Annotated in this window: 18 protein-coding genes and 1 pseudogene; 7 read left to right on the top strand and 12 right to left on the bottom strand. The window is 34.9% G+C overall.

What is annotated here, in order from left to right; all coding sequences use genetic code 11:
• A pseudogene (locus OZD64_RS06900) lies at window positions 1-319 on the bottom strand (transposase); the annotation flags it as partial.
• Window positions 320-424: 105 nt separating this feature from the next.
• The gene (locus OZD64_RS05875) at window positions 425-1,135 is read right to left on the bottom strand and encodes a class II aldolase/adducin family protein (protein ID WP_010082280.1); all 711 of its coding nucleotides are present in this window, start codon (window positions 1,133-1,135) and stop codon (window positions 425-427) included.
• 280 nt (window positions 1,136-1,415) lie between these two features.
• On the opposite strand from OZD64_RS05875, the gene OZD64_RS05870 reads away from it, so the two are divergent.
• Entirely contained in the window at window positions 1,416-2,039 is a 624-nt protein-coding gene (locus OZD64_RS05870) for a hypothetical protein (RefSeq protein WP_038199731.1), read from the top strand.
• Here the strand turns inward: OZD64_RS05870 and tsaB are convergent.
• The 3 genes from tsaB to OZD64_RS05855 all read right to left on the bottom strand — a co-directional run bounded on the left by tsaB (window position 2,034) and on the right by OZD64_RS05855 (window position 4,857).
• The gene (tsaB, locus tag OZD64_RS05865; RefSeq protein WP_038199733.1) at window positions 2,034-2,609 is read right to left on the bottom strand and encodes a tRNA (adenosine(37)-N6)-threonylcarbamoyltransferase complex dimerization subunit type 1 TsaB; all 576 of its coding nucleotides are present in this window, start codon (window positions 2,607-2,609) and stop codon (window positions 2,034-2,036) included. The genes OZD64_RS05870 and tsaB overlap by 6 nt on opposite strands.
• Window positions 2,609-3,739: a cation:dicarboxylate symporter family transporter gene (locus OZD64_RS05860; RefSeq protein WP_006280118.1), complete on the bottom strand. Its 1,131-nt coding sequence runs from the start codon at window positions 3,737-3,739 to the stop codon at window positions 2,609-2,611. Before OZD64_RS05860 ends, tsaB begins: the two co-directional genes overlap by 1 nt.
• A gap of 128 nt (window positions 3,740-3,867) precedes the next feature.
• Entirely contained in the window at window positions 3,868-4,857 is a 990-nt protein-coding gene (locus tag OZD64_RS05855) for a ribonucleotide-diphosphate reductase subunit beta (protein WP_006280119.1), read from the bottom strand.
• A gap of 131 nt (window positions 4,858-4,988) precedes the next feature.
• Here OZD64_RS05855 and OZD64_RS05850 point away from each other — a divergent pair, with 131 nt between their 5' ends.
• Window positions 4,989-5,327, top strand: a complete 339-nt coding sequence (locus OZD64_RS05850) for an outer membrane protein assembly factor BamE (protein ID WP_006279908.1) — start codon at window positions 4,989-4,991, stop codon at window positions 5,325-5,327.
• Window positions 5,328-5,458: 131 nt separating this feature from the next.
• On the opposite strand, the gene OZD64_RS05845 is transcribed toward OZD64_RS05850, so the two are convergent.
• The 3 genes from OZD64_RS05845 to OZD64_RS05835 form a co-directional block, all read right to left on the bottom strand.
• Entirely contained in the window at window positions 5,459-5,587 is a 129-nt protein-coding gene (locus OZD64_RS05845) for a hypothetical protein (protein WP_255325705.1), read from the bottom strand.
• Window positions 5,588-5,799: 212 nt separating this feature from the next.
• Window positions 5,800-5,946, bottom strand: coding sequence for a hypothetical protein (locus OZD64_RS05840; RefSeq protein WP_155975170.1), 147 nt, complete (start codon window positions 5,944-5,946; stop codon window positions 5,800-5,802).
• 78 nt (window positions 5,947-6,024) lie between these two features.
• The gene (locus OZD64_RS05835; RefSeq protein ID WP_022626225.1) at window positions 6,025-6,645 is read right to left on the bottom strand and encodes a hypothetical protein; all 621 of its coding nucleotides are present in this window, start codon (window positions 6,643-6,645) and stop codon (window positions 6,025-6,027) included.
• A gap of 172 nt (window positions 6,646-6,817) precedes the next feature.
• On the opposite strand from OZD64_RS05835, the gene OZD64_RS05830 reads away from it, so the two are divergent.
• The 4 genes from OZD64_RS05830 to OZD64_RS05815 all read left to right on the top strand — a co-directional run bounded on the left by OZD64_RS05830 (window position 6,818) and on the right by OZD64_RS05815 (window position 9,115).
• On the top strand, window positions 6,818-7,849 hold the full coding sequence (locus OZD64_RS05830; RefSeq protein WP_038199734.1) for a PDDEXK nuclease domain-containing protein: 1,032 nt from the start codon (window positions 6,818-6,820) through the stop codon (window positions 7,847-7,849).
• Between the two features lie 76 nt (window positions 7,850-7,925).
• The gene (locus tag OZD64_RS05825; RefSeq protein ID WP_007548499.1) at window positions 7,926-8,072 is read left to right on the top strand and encodes a hypothetical protein; all 147 of its coding nucleotides are present in this window, start codon (window positions 7,926-7,928) and stop codon (window positions 8,070-8,072) included.
• The gene (gene recO, locus OZD64_RS05820) at window positions 8,056-8,778 is read left to right on the top strand and encodes a DNA repair protein RecO (protein WP_010082260.1); all 723 of its coding nucleotides are present in this window, start codon (window positions 8,056-8,058) and stop codon (window positions 8,776-8,778) included. The genes OZD64_RS05825 and recO overlap by 17 nt, the downstream gene beginning before the upstream one ends.
• A 172-nt stretch (window positions 8,779-8,950) precedes the next feature.
• Window positions 8,951-9,115 carry a hypothetical protein gene (locus tag OZD64_RS05815; protein WP_010962440.1) on the top strand — a complete coding sequence of 55 codons (165 nt, stop codon included), beginning with the start codon at window positions 8,951-8,953 and terminating at the stop codon, window positions 9,113-9,115.
• A gap of 122 nt (window positions 9,116-9,237) precedes the next feature.
• Here the strand turns inward: OZD64_RS05815 and OZD64_RS05810 are convergent, their stop codons facing one another.
• Genes OZD64_RS05810 through clpB form a run of 4 tightly spaced genes read right to left on the bottom strand, consistent with a single transcriptional unit; the run spans window position 9,238 to window position 18,206 of the window.
• Window positions 9,238-10,620 (bottom strand): PleD family two-component system response regulator, encoded by a 1,383-nt coding sequence (locus tag OZD64_RS05810; protein ID WP_010082259.1) that lies wholly within the window; start codon window positions 10,618-10,620, stop codon window positions 9,238-9,240.
• Window positions 10,592-10,888, bottom strand: a complete 297-nt coding sequence (gene tatB, locus OZD64_RS05805; RefSeq protein ID WP_010082258.1) for a Sec-independent protein translocase subunit TatB — start codon at window positions 10,886-10,888, stop codon at window positions 10,592-10,594. Before tatB ends, OZD64_RS05810 begins: the two co-directional genes overlap by 29 nt.
• Window positions 10,889-10,892: 4 nt before the next feature.
• A complete protein-coding gene (locus tag OZD64_RS05800) occupies window positions 10,893-15,617 on the bottom strand; it encodes an NAD-glutamate dehydrogenase (RefSeq protein ID WP_274999499.1) in 4,725 nt (1,574 codons plus the stop codon).
• Between the two features lie 27 nt (window positions 15,618-15,644).
• A complete protein-coding gene (gene clpB, locus OZD64_RS05795) occupies window positions 15,645-18,206 on the bottom strand; it encodes an ATP-dependent chaperone ClpB (RefSeq protein WP_274999498.1) in 2,562 nt (853 codons plus the stop codon).
• A 402-nt stretch (window positions 18,207-18,608) separates the two neighbouring features.
• Between clpB and OZD64_RS05790 the strand changes: the two genes are divergently transcribed.
• Window positions 18,609-18,886 (top strand): hypothetical protein (locus tag OZD64_RS05790; RefSeq protein WP_010962445.1); only part of this gene is annotated, 278 nt, incomplete at its 3' end.

Below are 18,886 nucleotides of genomic sequence, written 5' to 3'. Positions count from 1 at the left end.
AAAACCCTACATAGTTCCTGTGTTTTATAGCAATTTCTATATAAAAGAATACTTTACTCTTTTTCTTTGCCCAGGGCTTTTTTTAAGATGTCTCTTTCTCTTATTAGCTCTTTTTTTAGATCAAATCTTTCTTTGTCATAAGGAGCCTTTGCCTGGAAATGCGTATGCTACAGACATTTTTCCATCATATTTTCTTACTTAACATACTGCCATCTATACCTAGATCTTTTGCTATTTTTGTACTTGCTTGACCTGTTTCTTTAACCAGCTTAACAGCTTCTAATTTGAATTCTGCTGTATATTCTCTTCTATTTGTCATATTTTGAAAAAACGTTTTATTTTACTCCAAAAACGTCTTAACTTTCTCTCTACTTTTTCTGGGTAAGGTCACTACTTGGATGACAGATAGTAGTGCGAAAGTCTCTTACAACTTACTTTTAATTAGTCTAACCCATGCGTGCCAATCCCTCTCACCAAGATTGCTTTCAAAAGATAGGAGATCCTTTACAGCTTTTGAGCAAATTTCTTCACTTGGAATTGATAACTCCTTATTCATTGCTAACGTTAAACATTGAGTTTTGCACGCTTGTTCTAAATGATACGAGTAAAACATTGCTTCTTGTATAGTCCGACCACACGTTATAGATCCATGATTACGCATTAACATGACAAAATTTTCTTTCAGATCAGCTATTAACCTCTTTCCTTCTGTATCGCTAAGTGCTAGGGAATTATAATTATGGTAAGAGATTTTATTGTAAAAGTGCAGTGCCCATTGACTTATAGGAAGCAGCCCATCTTTGAGAGAAGAAACCGCTACAATAGAAGGTGTATGCAAGTGAAAAATTGCTTGAATATCTTTCCTTGCTTGATAAACAAAACCATGAATTATATAGCCAGTTCTATTATATTGATATTCTTTGCCTTCAATTACATCTCCATCAAATGATACTTTCATTAACGAACGTTCATCTACTTCATCAAAACGCATACCAAACGGATAAATATAAAACGACTTTTGATCTTCAGAACGCACTGAAAGGTGAGTATATGTATGATCATCGAACTTAAGGTAGGACAAAATCTGATAGGCATAGACTAGATCCCTTTTTACTCTGCTCTTTGTTAACAACACAATCCTCTGTTAGAATCTTCTGAAGGTTTATACGCGAAAAGAGACTTGTAGTAAACTAATAAGTCTATGCCACTCTGTCTTGCTTTCTGAATACCAAACACTTTTGTGTTGTAGCTTGCTTAAAAATAGTTATCGTTATTATAGAGTTTATATACAGAATTTATGTTTTTAAATTACATAATATCTTAACTGCAAAAGTAATTTTCTATATAATATTTCATATGTTTTAAAGCTTCATTTTTATGTTATTATAAATGTAAGTTTCAAGATTCAAAATAATATGGTAAATATTAACACAAAAAAACAGCCAGCAGGATTTTTCATATATCTCTCTGGTCTTTCGGGAAGTGGTACACTTTCCACAGCAATAGAATTATCTAATATGATAAACGCATTAATTGTAAATAGTAAGTTCTATAACAATGTTCAAGCTTGCTCTATATACGATGGTGTCTTTGAACGTGATCAAATACCTAAAGAAGTTCAAGATAGAATATATAGCATTATGCAAATTATGCTTCAGGTAATAGAAAATTATCCGATTCACTCAAAAAATTACATATTTATTGATGAGTTGATGGAAAATAATGACCAGAACATGAGGATGTATGATTCAATAGTAAGGCTTAGTAAAAAAATGAACACAGAAATCCTTCCTGTGGTACTTAGGTGTGATCTACCGACATTACAAAAGCGTATTGCATTAAAAAGGCAAAGAAAAAATAGGAAGGTGATTAATCTAAATAGCATTGTAGAGAAATTTAGGACTGACGATTTATTTATACCACCAAGTGCCATAGAGATAGAAAATTCAGATATGAGTATAAAAGAAGTAGCTCAAGAGATAGTAAACCAGATGCACAAGCTTAGTAACATTGCATGTACGCGAAAGAATAGTCTATAATGATTTCATATACTGAGGCTCATTTAAATATAGAGCTTCAACTTCATTTAATTTTTGCTTGTTCTCTAATCTATAACGGACTAATAGCCCTGCATGGCTAGCATTTAAATTGCAATCCATATGTGTACTGCTTGTAGCGTGACACTGGGATCCAGGTGCAGATAGTGGCAATAAATTGAAATCAAATAACTGCGTATAAAACCCTTGAGCATTTTTGACTATAGCTCTGATATTTTTTTTGTTATTCGTACAAAGCAAAGATATTGCGTAGGCTTGAACTTCCAGCGCACTAACTCCGTATAATGGCTTATTTGTAGCAAGATTTATACCTTGTGCAGCTGATATACCAACTCTAATTCCAGTGAAACTTCCTGGTCCAACTACTACCACTAAATGATCTATTTTATCATAATTATAGTTGTGCTTATCAAACAAAGTATTCAGAATTTGAAAAAATGATTCTGCATGATTGTTGCTGGCGGAATTGTGCTCTACAAAACAGTTACCATCATAATCAACTATTGCTATTGCACTACCAATACCTACAGTATCAATCGCTAAAATAGACATTACTTAAGCTTATCATAGAGTTTTGTAAACATTATAGCAAAGGCACCATTACCCATAACGTTTGCTGAAGTGATTATTGGATCAAACACTATATACAGTGCTGTGATTAACGAAAGCATTTCTGGAGAAAATTTGAGGTATTTCTCAAGAATAGGTAGCATTACCATAATTCCTCCTGCCGGAACTGCCACGATAGCAAACTTAAATAACAAAAAATAGAGAAGGAAAGTTACATAGTCTGTTGTGCACAATGAATAACCGGAGGCAATTATCATTGATAATATTATAATAAAAAAGCAATCACCTACTAAATGAAAGCTAGCAGTTATGGGCACAACAGACGATGCTATGTCAGGTTGCTTTACATTTTTTTTGCTTCCTTCAAGAGTAAGCGGCATAGTTGCATTACTAGACATTGTGCTCATTGCAGTAATAAATGCCGGTATCATATTGCCTATACTAGCTATCCAGCTTGTGATCTTGAATGAATTTGCTGCTCCATATAAGAGGAAAACATAAAGATAGGTTGCAGATGCTATAATAATGAAAATTATTGAGTAATCCTTAAATATTATAGATAAAACTTGATCATGCTGCATTTTTAAAGCAAGCCCAAGTACAAATATTGGAATAATCGGCGTCAAAAACGTCTTCAAAATAAAGAGAGTTAAATCTAACATTTTGTTCGAAAGCTCTCTGCTTTTTTTGGGTAGCAGTGTGGACACTACTATGCTGGACACAAATCCACAAGCAAGGGCATAAAAATTAGAAAGCAATGCAGGCAGTCTAAACGACCATAAGGGAACAATTGTTTCTTCATACGTTATATCTTGTATTGAATAAGTGTTTTGTATGATAAAATGCCCAACAGAATAAGCTATTAAACTTGAAGCCAGATTCGATAAGAAGATCATTATAATAAGTAACAATATGAACTTTATAGCTGACTGCTTAAGATTGTTAACACTGCTAAAGATTAACGCAAAAATAATAAAAGGCATTATAAATAGCAAAACCTCTTTTATACTAAGGCTCGTTGAGTACAAGAAGGTTTTTACTTCCATTGGAACTAAATGACCAAAGAATGCAGCTGAAGTGATGACCGTGAGTAAGATTAATAGTTGTAGCACGTTCTTATATACCAATGTCCTATGGACATATATATGGTAAGTTAGTTGTTAAGTAAAGCAAAACTGTCTAAACTGCACAGCAAATGGTGTAATGAAAGTGGAATGACAAAAAAGAGTGAAATTAGCATTCACTTATTATTCGTGTCATTTTCAGTAAAAGCTTCTTCCCACGTGCCTTGAGTTGCTGCGCGGCTATACTCTGTTACTCTATTTTCAAAGAAATTCGTATGTTCAACGCCATTTAGTATTTCATCAAGCCACGGAATAGGATTATCATTGACATCATATATGGACTCAAGACCTAATTGCATTAACCGTCTGTTTGCTACGTAGCGTATGTAATTGCGCACTTCTTCTGCGGATAGTCCTTCAACATCTCCTAAATCAAAGGCAAGCTTTATGAATTCGTCCTCAAGTTCAACGATGGTGCGACATGCAGAATATAATTCCTCTTTAAACTCGTTGTCCCAAATTTCATTATTCTCTTTAATAAATGTATTAAATAACATGATAATTGAATTGGTGTGCAAAGTTTCATCACGGGCTGACCAGGCGATTATCTGCCCCATTCCTTTCATTTTTCCAAAACGTTGGAAATTGAGCAAAATTGCAAATGATGCAAATAACTGCAACCCTTCAGTGAATGCACCAAACACTGCTAGAGTTTTAGCTACATGTTTTTTATCGTGTTTTTTGCTTTCCTCGAATTCCAACATATATTCATATTTCTTTCTCATAGCATCATACTTTAAAAATGCTTGATACTCACTTTCTGGCATGCCAATTGTGTCTAAAAGATAAGAATAAGCTGCAATGTGTATGGTTTCCATATTGGAAAAGCTTGCAAGCATCATGCATATTTCTGTTGGCTTAAATATATTTGAATAATGCCTCATGTAGCAGTTATTTACTTCAATGTCTGCCTGAGTAAAAAATCTAAAGATCTGGGTTAGTAGATTTTTTTCTACACTTGAAAGTTTAGTTTTCCAATCCTTCACGTCATCAGCGAGCGGAACTTCTTCAGGTATCCAATGGATTCTTTGTTGCTGCAGCCACGCATCATACGCCCAAGGGTAATTAAAAGGTTTGTATATTGGATCTGCTTCTAACAATGACATAAGACACCTATTATTTTCTAAAGTAAATATTATATTAAGTGATATTGAGAATCAGTCAATTTAACTTTTTTGAAATTTGACGGCAGATAATTTATTAGTGTATTATAGCTTCAAGTAATTTATCAACAGAAATGCGAGTATTAATATCTTTTATTTTATTATTTACAGTGAGCTGCACTCACACTATTCACAATCACGGAGCTCCTGGCATTAGTGTTGAATTGTGGAGCAAGATAAAAGTAGGTGACGATAAAGAAAAAGTGGTTCACACTTTAGGATCACCAACATTAGTATCAAAGTTCGATGACAATGTTTGGTACTATGTCTCATATAAAATTAAACAAGCAAATTTTTTAGGAAAAAGGAAGTATAGTAGTAAGTCTCTGCAAATTTCATTCGACCAGGACGGTAAAGTTGAAGATACAAAAGAAACTGACATCTTAGAGAGATCTTTGGCTGTTTCTGATTGAAAGTTTGCTCAGATCTTCCTACGTCATACCGCGGTTCATTCCATAACTGTACGAACATTGCGATTTGGGCCTACCAGAAGGGTGTCATGAAAGTAGCTGACACTAGTTCCTTTATGACGGCAGTGCCCAGACTACTTGGATCCAGGAAACTTAATTGCAAGTAATGCATTGGGTTTGGTAAGTATGGGTTTTGCGTTATAGAATGAAGCACTTTTGGTGAATTTGTAAAGAAAACTGGATCCCAGTGGGCTTTGTTGCATCGCTAGCTATGATGGATTAAAGATAAAAAAGATAGGGAATATCAGTAGCTTATTATTCTGGTATTTATAACAAGAACGGTCAATGAATACCTAAATTTGAGTAAAAGAAATTTCACTACCATTTACCAATCCGGCTAAAATTCAAGAATTTCAATGCTTTAGCTATTTTCAATAGAATTAAATTTATTAATATAAATAACAAATTACTATTCTTAAATTTGATCAGATTGATTGCAAAAAAACAAGATTTTCAATAGGTTGCTTATAATCCTAACTATAGTTAGCCTTTCATAAGTAGCGATGCAACAAAGCCATCCCAGTGTCAAGCACTGGGATGACACCATTTGTTGTAAACTCACTTTTACTCTATGGTTATACTACCTTGCTGCTATTCTGAACGGATACAGTGGGCTTATTAAATTATAGAATTACTTTAGCTATAGAATAAAATCTAGTGTTACTTCACGCCAAATGTGGTGGTGCTGAGTAGGCAAGCCGGTCAATGGGCTACATTTATATACTGCACGCATTGCATTATCTGCTATCGACCTGAAAAGTGGATTATTTCGATAGGAATCACTGTCTGCTACATCCGCCATAATTATCTCGCCTTGACTGGATAACAATAAGTTAATTTTTATATTAAAATTTTCTTTGTAAGCTATGCTTTCAGGAATGCTCCAGCATTTTGTGAGCTTGTCTCTTATAGAGTTAATAATTTCTGTTACAACTAATTCATCCTTTTTGCTCTCAACGCTTTTTTCGTTTCCTATTTCATTTTTTGCCCCTCTAACATCCCTTCTTAGTTTTTTCTCTACACTTTTTTTTCTTTTTGGAATTGGAATGAATTCTTTACCCTCGTTAATAATGACTTCTTCTTGCATTTCGATAATTTGCCTCGGTTGTGCTACAACAGTGTGCTCAACTATTTCTTTTTTCCTTTGTGGTATAGGAACAGCTAACGTATCATTCGTTTGGGCTTTTGTTGAAGATAACGAAAAAAGCAAAAAACAACATAAAGACAAAAAAAGAATATAATTCGAATAGAAAAAACGCATATGTTAAGCAGCTTGTTTTACTGGTTTAAAGCTAATATTGCACGTAAAGTCAATATATTTTAGTTGATGGACGAGTTTGAAGTCAATAAGGAATCCCTTCAAAGCTGAAGGCAAGCGGAAGATTGTCTTCTCGACAGACAAAGGAATTGTATAATGGATTAAAAGGAACCGTATGACAAAAATTATAGCAAAAGAATATACAGAATTTTTAGAGCAATTGAAGGATCATATTGCAACAAACCGTTATAAAGCAGCACTTGCAGTAAATAGTAAGCTTATTTTGCTTTACCACCATATTGGTACAGAGATCCTAAAACGCCAAAAAGAACATACCTGGGGAGCTAAGGTAATTGATCAATTAAGTAAGGATTTGAGAAGTACATTTCCAGAAATGAAAGGCTTTAGCATGAGAAATCTGAAGTATATGCGTAAGTTTGCCGAAGAATATCCTGATGTTGAATTTGTGCAGGAGCCTCTTGCACAATTAACTTGGTATCACAATATCACTCTTTTGGAAAAAATAGAAAGTCATGAAATAAGATTATTTTATGTAAAAAAAGCTATTGAACATGGCTGGTCACGTAACATTATGGTGATGCAGATAGAACTTGGACTACATAAACGTCAAGGAAAAGCAATAACTAATTTTAAAGAAAAATTACCATCTCCACAATCCGATCTAGCACATTACACATTAAAAGATCCGTATATTTTTGATTTTTTAAGTATAGGTAAGGATGCTCATGAAAGAGAAGTAGAAAAAGGACTCGTAGGGCATATGGAAAAATTTCTGTTAGAACTCGGTGAAGGATTTGCATTTGTTGGTAGACAATTTCATTTAGATGTTGGTAATAAAGACTTTTATATTGATTTATTATTCTATCATTTAAAGTTACGTTGCTTCGTAGTGATTGAACTAAAAGATAAGGATTTTAAGCCGGAATATGCTGGTAAAATGAATTTTTATCTTTCTGCAGTTGATGATTTACTGAAGCACTCGACAGATCAACCTTCTATAGGGTTAATCTTATGTAAATCTAAAGACGATGTACTTGCTAAATATACACTCCGAGACATGAACAAGCCAATAGGGCTAGCAGAATATCGAATAACTGAAAATCTACCAGAGAACATAAAAACAGCTTTACCGACGATAGAAGAATTAGAAGCTGAATTATCCAAAATTTCAGACGAGGAAAAGTAATGTTACTAAAATCATTCAAACAATTATTTAGCAAACCAAAAGCTCAGTATGAAATGCATCAGGCTCAGGAAGAAGAGTGGCAGCCAATAACTTACTCTCTCATAGCCTTGAAACTTTGGAAGCAAACAGTAACGGAGTAAGTGATTTTTATGGATTACACGCTCTAGGTGCACTATCCTATATATCATACGGTCAATACACTCTAAATGAGATGGAAAGATGAAGGCATCATTATAGCTGCTAAAAAATACGGCGATAAAAACTTAATTCTTTCTCTGTTTACAAAAAATCATGGAAAGCGCAGGGGATTAACTAAGCTAACAAACAATAGCAATTATAAGTTTCAGATAAGTAATCTATTACATGCAGAATGGAGTGCTAAGTTACCTGAAAATCTAGGTTTTTTTAAGTGCGAATTAATCGAATCTCCATTCCATCATTTCTTTCAAGATAGGTTAAAAAGCATTACTATTGTTTCTTTCTCCTCTATTTTAGAAAAAGTGCTTCCAGAAAGTGAACCCTGTGCCATGCTGTATGACAATTTTCGATATTTCATCGATGTAATTAAACACAACAATCAGTCTTGGCAAAGCCATTATCTTAACTTAGAGCTTCTGCTTCTTACGCAATTGGGATTCAAGTTAGACTTATCCAAATGCGCTGTAACAGGTGTTAAGGAAAATTTACAATTTATTTCTCCAAAAACTGGTAGAGCAGTGTCAAAAAAAGTAGGAGATTATTATGCAGATAAACTCCTACCTTTTCCACAAATGTTACATGATGTATACAATAATAACCTACAAAACAGCTACTCATTCCAAGAATTTCAGTTAGGACTGAAAGTCACAGGATATTTTTTAAATAAGTATCTATTTTTGCAGTTAAACGTGAAATTTCCAGAGCTGAGAAACCTCATGTTGTCGCTTTAATCTTAGCAGTCCTACGTCATACCGCGATTCATTCGCGGTATCTCTTAGCATAGATCCAGCTAACAAGTAGCGGGATGACGAACTTATCGTCATGCCACCGCGAACCGTCATACCGTGATTTATTCACGGTATCTCTTAGCATAGATCCAGCTAACAAGCAGCGGGACGACGGTTGTCAGGGTGTCATCCCAGCGCCCCTATGATGTCATCCCAGTGCCCAGACACTGGGATCCAGAAAAGTTTGCTTGTGAACAAGCAAACTAGCATGGAAAGTGGTTACAACGTTTTCGATGAGATTATATGGAAAACTGGATTCCAGTGTCAAGCACTGGAATGACAAGGTATAAACCTTATCGTCATGCTGCCGCGAACCGTCATACCGCGATTCATTCGCGGTATCTCAGCATAGATTCCGCTAACTAGTAGCGGAATGACGGTTGTCGGCAAACTTAAGCCACTTTAGCTATAGCCAGTAACCACTCTATTTCTACCACTGTTTTTTGCTTTATATAAATATTTGTCGGCACGTACTATAAATTCTTTAATATTGTCAAGGTCAGATTCTTGCATTTCTGCAATTCCAATGCTCACAGTTACATCGTGGGTTGTATTTTTATCCGCAAGTATAAAAGGTTTTTTAGCAATAATTTTTCGTATTCTCTCCGCAATAGTATACGCATCTGATACATTGGTATCTGGCATTACAACAACAAACTCCTCACCACCAAACCTAGCTAGTAAATCTGTCACTCTGATATTTTCAGAAATTCTTTTCTGTATTTGCTTTAAAAGTTCATCTCCAGCACTATGCCCAAAACTGTCATTCACTATCTTAAAATAGTCTATATCAAGTATCATAAGAGACAACCTTCTATCCTTTTCCACAGAGTCCTTAACAATGTTTCTTAAGTGTGCATCAAAATATCTTCTATTATAACAGTTAGTTAATGGGTCCTTTATAGACATTTCCGCATTATTAAATAAATTCATTCTCAAGGCATCTTGATATCTTTTGCGTTTTACTTGCGAATTAACCCTTGCTATTAGCTCACCCTCATCCAAAGGTACTGTTAAATAATCATTAGCACCTACATCAAGTGCTTTTACTAAATTGTTTTTATCATAATCCTCAGAAAGAATCAGAATTGGTGTATAACGTGTTTCCACCTTACTACGAAACTCAGAACACAAACGCAAGCCGTCAGTTTTTGAAAATTGCATATCAGAAATGATCAGGTCGTAACCATTCTCAATACCAACCTTCAATGCTTCCATTGGATCACTCAGTATTTTAATTGACCTAAAGCGTTGCTTTAATATATTATATATCTGCTCTGCTTGATGAACATCCTCATCTATAACAAGTACGTTAGCATCAAAAATCTGATTGGAATAATCCATAATACTGTTTCCTGCGACTCCACCAATCTCAGCGTTAGTTTCTCCTCTCAAACGCAATTCATCGATAATCATCTTTAAGCGTGTGAGAGACTTAATTCGTGAAGATAAAGCAGTTTCGTTTATTGGTTTAGTCAGAAAATCATCCGCGCCAGCATTAATACCTTGCACTCTATCATGAGTATCATGCAGCGCAGTTACCATAATTATTGGAATATGGGTTGTCAAGGGATCACTCTTTAGCTCCTTACAAACTTCAAAGCCATTCATCTTTGGCATCATGATATCAAGTAATATAATATCAGGCTGCTGCTTTGCTACTAAATCTATAGCTTCTTCACCATCATGAGCTACGATAACCGTATAGTACTCTGCTTTTAGTCGAGCTTCTAAAAGCTTGACATTAGATAGTACATCATCTACTACCAGAATCTTCGCTGTCATTATCTTTAGATGTATTATCTATATCGTAAGTAGGATAAAGCTTACCATTTTTACCAACTATGTAATTTACTTTCTCAGTATTACACTCTTTATATAAGTCTTCAATTCCGGCATCCTTCAATAACCTTCTGGCTTTTAACCTTACAATTGTAAAATACCTATATATAGTCTTAATAAAATCAATAAATACAGGTACCTTATTTTTATCAAGAACAATTATGCTCACTAAAGCTACAACTAAAATTTCTGAAAGACCTATATTGAACATTTTCCTATGAAGCAAGTACTTTAATCCTTCTGATTATAAATATTAATTTGCTTAAATCAAGTTTAGAAGCAACCATCTCATCTAAAAAACTATTATAACGTTCTATGTAGTCCTTATCATTACAAGCCCAGGTTTGAACCTTATCTTCAGGGTTATCAGTAGCTTTTATGACTTTAACAGCTAGCTTGTGATGGTAATTGCTTAAATCGTCCAATAAATCATTAACTAAGCTGCGATCCCAATAAGAAGAGCGGCTTTTCATCTTGATGGCAATTGTCCTAATCAGATCGAATCTTAACAGCGACTTTAACTCAAAGTATATTTTACCAGCATCAAGAATGGACAAAGATGTCTGTTCAGCAACAGATATAATATCCAGTGCATAAGTAAGAACGCACAGGTCAGCAATTTTTTTTGCTAGATCTTTATCTATATTAAGTTCCACTAAAGAAGTGTATCCATGATTATAGACCTTTAACAGGTGTTCATCTAAAACATCATGGCCTAAAGTTTCAATTGCATCTTTAAATTTTGTAACATCATCCAATTCTACAAAGCTAAGATTTTTTACTAACCAAAACGATACTCTGCCAATAAATTTCTGCACATTTCTCACTATTTGCAAGTATGAGTTAATATCAATTTTTCCATCCAATTCATCAATTTTCTGCCACAGGTTATTTAAATCATATAGGTGGTTAACAACGATATATATGTTAACTGCTTCGTGTACCTTAATTCCAGTATTCTCAACTAAATTATTAATAAATATACAGCCCATCCTATTTACAACATCATTTGCAATGCAAGTGGAGATAATTTCTCTACGAAGTTGGTGTTTTAATATGAAATCCTTAAACTCTGTTGACATCTTTTTAGGAAAATAACCTAGCAAGTAGTCATTAGATATAAGATCTTTTTCAGGCAGATCGGAATGTATAATTTTATTTTTTATTGCTGTTCTAGCATAAGATATTAGAATAGAAAGCTGAGGAGAACTGAAACCTTCTGCACCGGTTAACATCCTTGCTACCTCTTCGTCAGCTGGAAGAAATTCTACGCTTCGGTTTAACAGCCCAGATTTTTCTAAACTGAGCAGTAACCTGTGGTCCTGCTCCAATCTCTCTTTAGCTTGCAAACACTCAAGAAGTAATGCTTTTGTTTCAATTCTGTTGTGGTTCTCAAGCACCTTGGATGCAACTTCATCCACCATACTTGCCAGTATTTCATTCCTTTTTTCTAAAGAAATACCCCCTGCTTTCATAGCTGAAACAAATGCAATCTTAATGTTAACTTCAAGGTCCGAACATATCACTCCGGCTGAATTATCAACAAAATCTGCATTGATATATCCACCTCTTTCAGCATATTCTATTCTCCCAAGCTGTGTACAACCAAGATTTCCACCCTCTATAAACATAGAAGCTCTAATATCCTTACCGTTTACTCTTAATTCATCGTTTGCTTTGTCACCGACCATGCTATGACTTTCACTCTTTGCCTTAACAAACGTGCCGATTCCTCCGTTCCATATGAAGTCCACTTCTGCTTTGAGTAGATATCTAATCAAATCACTTGGAGATAACGTATCTTCCGTTATGTCCAAGCATTTTTTCATTTCTTGAGAAAGATTTACTTGCTTGCTGCTACGCTCAAATACCCCGCCACCCTGAGAGATCAAATCTTTGTTATAATCCATCCAGGTTGAAAATGGTAACTTAAAGAGACGTTTACGTTCTGTGAAACTCTTTTCTGCATCAGGATTTGGATCAATAAAAATATGCATATGGTTAAATGCGCCGATTAAATGTATATTTTTTGAAAGCAGCATACCGTTTCCAAATAGATCGCCAGCCATATCCCCAATTCCAATAACAGTTGCATCCTGGTAAATATCCTTATTCATTTTCCAAAAATGCCTCTGTGCTGCAATCCATGCACCTCTTGCTGTAATACCCATTTTCTTATGGTCGTAACCTACTGATCCACCAGATGCAAATGCATCGCCAAGCCAAAAGTTATATTCAGAGGCTATCTGGTTGGCATAATCAGAAAATGAAGCAGTTCCTTTATCAGCAGCAACCACGAGATATGGATCATCTTCATCATACCTAATCACATTCTCTGGTGGAATTATTTTACCATCAACCACGTTATCAGTAATATCAAGCATTCCTCTGATAAAACTCTTATAGCACTCAACACTTTTCTCTCTTAAAATATTCTTATCTTTATAAGCTTGCTTTATTACAAACCCACCCTTTGCACCAACAGGGACAATAACCGCATTTTTTGTCATCTGAGCTTTCATGAGCCCCAAAACTTCAGTGCGAAAATCTTCCGTCCTATCCGACCACCTTAAGCCACCACGGGCTAATTTCCCTCCTCTTAGATGTATTCCCTCAAAAAGGTTTGAATAAATATACAATTCACGATACGGACGAGGATCAGGTAAACCATTTATTTTACTTGAGTCAAATTTTGTAGATAAATATGGTTTATCGTCTTGATAATAACTGGTCCTTAAAATAGCCATTATCAAGTTAAATATCGAGCACAAAACGTAATCATGTGAAACATTGCTGATCTCTTTTAGAAGTTCCTCAATTTTTTCTCTGACAATGTCCGTAGTTTCTGCTCTATCAATGTCTATGTTAGGATCAAATCTTGCATGAAATAGTTGTATCAAATACTTTACTATTTTTGGATGCTCTGAGACTACCTTTTGGATATATTCTGGATTGTAGTTAAATGACGTCTGCTTTAGGTAAGCACTTAACGCTCTAACCAGAAGCACTTCTTTCCACTTGAGCCCAGCAATAATGATCAAACTATTGAAATAGTCATTTTTAATTTCCTTGCTAAACACTTTCGCAAGTGTTATTTCAAATTGCTCTTTTAGAGTAATGTTGTCTATTAATTCATCGACTCTTGACAACACAAAATGGTGTATCCATATTCCACCGTTAATTTCTATGTAATAGCCATTATGAGATAGAATTTTAGCTCCCAAATTCTTAGTGATCCTTAATATCTTCGATAATTCAAGGCCTCCATTGTTTGGAGTATAAACCTTTAATTGATAATTAAGATTATCACGAGTAAGTCTTAAATCGACCTCGCTAACTCCTTTCTTCCTCACTATCTCCAATTTTTTCATATCGTAATATGCGTCATGAGGTTCGAAACTCTCTTGATAGCTTATTGGAAATGCCTTGCAATAACGGATGAATATATCCTCAACAGTGCTAAAAGTATTGTATAAATTGTCTATAAAACGATCTTCCCACTTTTCTGTAATGTTTCTTAATTTGTTTTCGATACGCAAAACTTCATCATCAAGAACGCTAGCATTTTTGGTCTTTAGCACTACATGCAATTTCATCAAATCATATTCATTGATAATGTGATTGTTATAAATATCTGAACTTCCTGCACTTGTCTCATCCTTCAATATGTCACGTATCTTGAACATTAGCCTAGCGCTAGCATAACGCATCGGTATCAGCACTATGCAACTAATAAAATCCCCGACTCTTCTTAAAAATAATCTGACCCTTGGCCTAATCGCAAGAGACATGATCGAAATGCAAATTTTAAATAATTCGTCTTCATTTGATTGGAATAATTCATCACAAGAGAACACTTGCAAAATAGAAATCAAAGCTTTGTTATTGTGGCCCCCGGTTACAAACCCTGCATTTTTTTCTATAACTTTAACTTTATCTCTTATTATTGGAATAGTTCTAATATCTTGGACCTCCGCTACAGAAGTAAATAGCCCGAAAAAACGCCGTTCCTTTACCACATTACCCTGGTCATCAAATTCTTTTACTCCTATACAATTCATGTATGTACGCCGATGGACTATTGAGATTAGATCTGATCTCAATATGTATAGGGAATCAAGGTTTGCAGAAGGAATCAACGTACTTTGACCTACTCTCATCAGGCCAAGGTCCTTTTTGCTGTCACAGACGAGTTTTTCATCTTTACCAGCAATATATTCTTGATAACCTAGAAATACGAAGTTATTATTCTTTAACCAAACTAGAAAATCTTTTTGCTCTTGATTTCGGTCTGGTGTCATTCCAGTGCGTGACACTGGAATCCACGTGTCCTTTTCCTGGATCCCAGCTGGGATGACAGAAAGACTTGCCTCATCAAGTTTCTTGAGCATTAAGTGCCAATCTTTCACAACGCAATTAACCGCTTTCAGCGTTTTCTGTAGAGATTCTTTTAATGTATCAACAAAGCTGTCACTTATACCTTTGATAATTACATATATGACTGACTCTTTGACTCCATTGCTTTCTTCCAAAGAGTAAATCTCGTCTATTAGGCCATCTTTTCTTTTAATGTTAATTATGCTGTTGCTGTAATAGCATATGGTTAAATCGTGCGACTTAATAGTTGCAATAACGGAGTCAACCAAAAATGGCATATCATCGTTTGTTATCTTAATCGTGGTAAAATCGCCTTCTATTCCTGGTATATCATCTATATTGCTTACTACTAACTTACTTTCATCTTTCTCTTTTTGAGAAACAAAATTGTAAGCATCGTTTACAATATATAGCAAAAACTTATCATTGGCTTTTAGGTCGCTTTTATAAACAAAACTATAAAAATACTTAATAAATTTTTTAATTTTTTCTTTATCTTGCTGATTTTCTTGATCAGCTAACTTAAATAAAGACTCAGTGTCAACATTATGATCTATACACATTTTTTTTAACAAAAATACACAGTGAACTTAAACCTTTTTAACTAAGATTTCATTATCAAGAGCGTACACTATTAGCTCATCATTTTCTACTACTTCCCCTGATAAAACTAATTTAGCTAAATTATTTTGAATACACTCTTGTATAACCCTTTTTAAGGGCCTTGCTCCATATTCAGGGTCATAGCCAGTTTGTGCTATTAGTTCTTTAGCTTCCTGCAACAAACTTATACTCAGTTTACGCTTAGCAAGTGTTTTTTGTAAATAAGAAAATTGAACATCTATAATTTTATAGATGTCATCTCTGGTTAAACTGTGGAATATAATAATTTCATCCAGCCTGTTTAAAAATTCTGGACGAAATGCTGATTTAACTATTTGCATCACTTCATTTCTTACAGAATCAACATTCCCTTTTAGCATTATCTCAGCGCCAAGGTTAGAAGTTAAAATCAGTATGGTGTTGCGAAAATCAATTAATTTACCATGACTATCAGTGAGTCTACCCTCATCCAAGATTTGCAGCAATAGATTAAATATATCTGGATTTGCTTTCTCGATTTCATCAAACAGAATAACCTGATATGGCCTTCTTCTTACCGCTTCAGTTAATCTGCCACCTTGTTCATAGCTAACATACCCTGGAGGCGCGCCAATTAACTTTGAAACAGAATGTTTTTCCATATATTCTGACATATCAAAACGCAAAAGCGCTGATTGATCGTCAAACAGAAATTCAGCTAAGGCTTTCGCAAGTTCGGTTTTACCAACTCCAGTTGGACCTAAAAATAAAAATGAACCAAAAGGCTTATTGGTATCTTGCACCCCAGAGCGGGAGCGCCTAACTGCATTACTTATCGCTTCTATTGCATCTTTCTGCCCTATTACTCTTCTTCCTATTTCATTCTCCATGTTAAGGAGTTTTTCCTTTTCACTATGCATCATATTATCAACTGGAATTCCCGTCCACTTTGAAACAATGTTTGCAATATCATCTCCAGTCACTTCTTTCTTTAAGAAACTATCAGTAACCTTTTCCTGATTTTTTAATTCATTCTCAAGCTGAGGGATCACACCATACATCAGCTCTCCTGCCCTTCCCAAATTCCCACTACGCTGAACTAATTCCAACTCTTTTCTAGCGTTATCTAATTTTTCGGCTGTTTCTTGTATTCTAGCTATTTTATTCTTTTCCATCTGCCATTTGCTGTTCAAGTCAGCAAATTTACTGTTTAGATTTTCGATCTCTTCATTTATCTTTTTTAAACGCTGTTTAGAATTTTCATCACTTTCTTTTTTTAGAGCCTCTGCTTCAATCTTTAGCTGTATAACCTTTCTCTCAAGTTCATCAATAACTTCAGGCTTGCTATCCATTTCAATTCTCACCCTACTTGCTGCTTCATCAATCAAATCAATTGCTTTATCAGGTAAAAACCTATCTGTTATATATCTATTGGATAACGTTGCAGCAGCAATTATTGCACCGTCTGTAATTCTTATACCATGATGCACCTCATATCTTTCCTTCAAACCCCTGAGTATTGAAATGGTATCAGTTTCAGTTGGTTGAGAGATAAACACAGGCTGAAAACGCCTTGCAAGTGCAGGATCTTTTTCTATATGCTGACGATATTCATCTAAAGTTGTGGCTCCTATACAGCGAATTTCTCCACGCGCAAGAGCAGGCTTCAGCAGATTCGAGGCATCCATTGCACCACTTATTGCTCCTGCTCCAACTAAAGTATGAAGCTCATCTATAAACAAGATAACTTTTCCCTCCGCTCTCGAAAGCTCATTAATAACTGCTTTTAACCTTTCTTCAAATTCTCCTCTAAACTTAGTGCCAGCAATTAGTGCTCCAAGATCCAAAGCTAAGACCTTTGCATCATGCAAACCAAGTGGTACATCGTTTGCAACAATTCTATTTGCAAGCCCCTCAACTATTGCAGTTTTTCCAACACCAGGTTCACCGATCAGCACTGGATTATTTTTTGTCCGCCTCAGTGATACCTGCATAGTTCTTCTGATCTCTTCATCACGACCAATTACAGGATCAAGCTTTCCTTGCATAGCAAGCTCTGTAACATCTTTTGTATATTTCTTTGCCGCATTTAATTTTTCCTCACTGTTTGGCGAGTCCGCACTGCTGCCCTTTCTCATTTCTGCAACAACTGAGTTCAGTTTTTGTGGAGTCACACCATTCTCTGCCAGAATTTTGCCTACAGTATCATCTTTTTGTGCAGTGAGGCCCTGCAGTAAACGCTCGACAGCAACAAATGAATCTTTATTTCTCTTTGCAATACCAATTGAATCTTCAAAAACTTTTGCTATTTCTCTTGAAAGTTGAAGGCCACCACTTCCTGGACCTTCAATTACTGGCAACTTTTTTATTGCACTATCCACAGCATCGGAAATACTCTGCACATTTCCACCACAAGCGTTTATCAAATCCTGAACTAAACCTGATTCATCTTCAAGCATCACTTTTAGTAAATGCTCAGGCATAAAAATCTGATGCCCAGCTCCCAACGCTTTCATTTGAGCACTTTGAATTAGACTTTTTGCTTTTTCGGTAAATTTATTTAAGTCCATAACACCAGTTAAATTCGTATTTGCTGATGTATATAACAACTGATTTCATAAATTTAAACCTAAAGTTGTTTATTGTTAGGTATGAAATTTAAAACTTTCTTAAAAAAGGAACTATCATAGTAACCATACAAATATCTTGTATCTCAAGACCTTTGGTTTTTGTTGCTGAAAATGGTTGTATTATTTAAGTTATTAACAATATACAATACTAAGTTAATGTAATTTATTTGGAGATGACAGGAAAATTTATTGTAACTTTATATTTTAAATAGAATAAAGTTCTTTTGTTAGTATTGTCCTTTTTGTAAAAAATATTCCTAATTTCTTCATCATTTCTGTGGGTAAGGTCATCTGCTTCTCTACCTCAAGTGGTTAACAAAGTTTCTTGTCACGAGGGACCAAATGGAAATCTGCTCGTTTTCACGCGAATTAATGTTACAAATTCTATACATTTCGTTACAAAATGGCATTCGCTTTCTCCATTATCCTTTACCTGCATTTTCATCAGCGTTCCTTGCGGTTTGCTTGCCATATAGGCGGAAATACAGGCTTACCCTGTTCCTTCTGTCATACAACAGTGGGTTAGGTGACTTCTCTATACCGGTGATTTGCGTACATCCAGAAATGAAAAATGTCACATTACCTTTTGGTCGGAGCTTATCAGCATCTTTAGCTCTTTA

The sequence above is a fragment of the Wolbachia endosymbiont of Drosophila tristis genome (genome assembly GCF_028981745.1).
Lineage (GTDB): Bacteria > Pseudomonadota > Alphaproteobacteria > Rickettsiales > Anaplasmataceae > Wolbachia > Wolbachia pipientis.
The sequence above is the reverse complement of the archived record's forward strand: the minus strand, read 5'-3'. Positions and strand labels throughout refer to the sequence as shown.

What these genes read in the sequence shown, in the direction of transcription:
- OZD64_RS05830 (WP_038199734.1), top strand. Translation starts at nt 6,818, where the DNA reads ATGACAAAAATTATAGCAAAAGAATATACAGAATTTTTAGAGCAATTG.
- OZD64_RS05835 (WP_022626225.1), bottom strand. Translation starts at nt 6,645, where the DNA reads ATGCGTTTTTTCTATTCGAATTATATTCTTTTTTTGTCTTTATGTTGT.
- clpB (WP_274999498.1), bottom strand. Translation starts at nt 18,206, where the DNA reads ATGGACTTAAATAAATTTACCGAAAAAGCAAAAAGTCTAATTCAAAGT.
- OZD64_RS05845 (WP_255325705.1), bottom strand. Translation starts at nt 5,587, where the DNA reads ATGCAACAAAGCCCACTGGGATCCAGTTTTCTTTACAAATTCACCAAA.
- OZD64_RS05800 (WP_274999499.1), bottom strand. Translation starts at nt 15,617, where the DNA reads ATGTGTATAGATCATAATGTTGACACTGAGTCTTTATTTAAGTTAGCT.
- tsaB (WP_038199733.1), bottom strand. Translation starts at nt 2,609, where the DNA reads ATGTCTATTTTAGCGATTGATACTGTAGGTATTGGTAGTGCAATAGCA.
- recO (WP_010082260.1), top strand. Translation starts at nt 8,056, where the DNA reads ATGAGATGGAAAGATGAAGGCATCATTATAGCTGCTAAAAAATACGGC.
- tatB (WP_010082258.1), bottom strand. Translation starts at nt 10,888, where the DNA reads ATGTTCAATATAGGTCTTTCAGAAATTTTAGTTGTAGCTTTAGTGAGC.
- OZD64_RS05850 (WP_006279908.1), top strand. Translation starts at nt 4,989, where the DNA reads ATGCGAGTATTAATATCTTTTATTTTATTATTTACAGTGAGCTGCACT.
- OZD64_RS05870 (WP_038199731.1), top strand. Translation starts at nt 1,416, where the DNA reads ATGGTAAATATTAACACAAAAAAACAGCCAGCAGGATTTTTCATATAT.
- OZD64_RS05810 (WP_010082259.1), bottom strand. Translation starts at nt 10,620, where the DNA reads ATGACAGCGAAGATTCTGGTAGTAGATGATGTACTATCTAATGTCAAG.
- OZD64_RS05855 (WP_006280119.1), bottom strand. Translation starts at nt 4,857, where the DNA reads ATGTCATTGTTAGAAGCAGATCCAATATACAAACCTTTTAATTACCCT.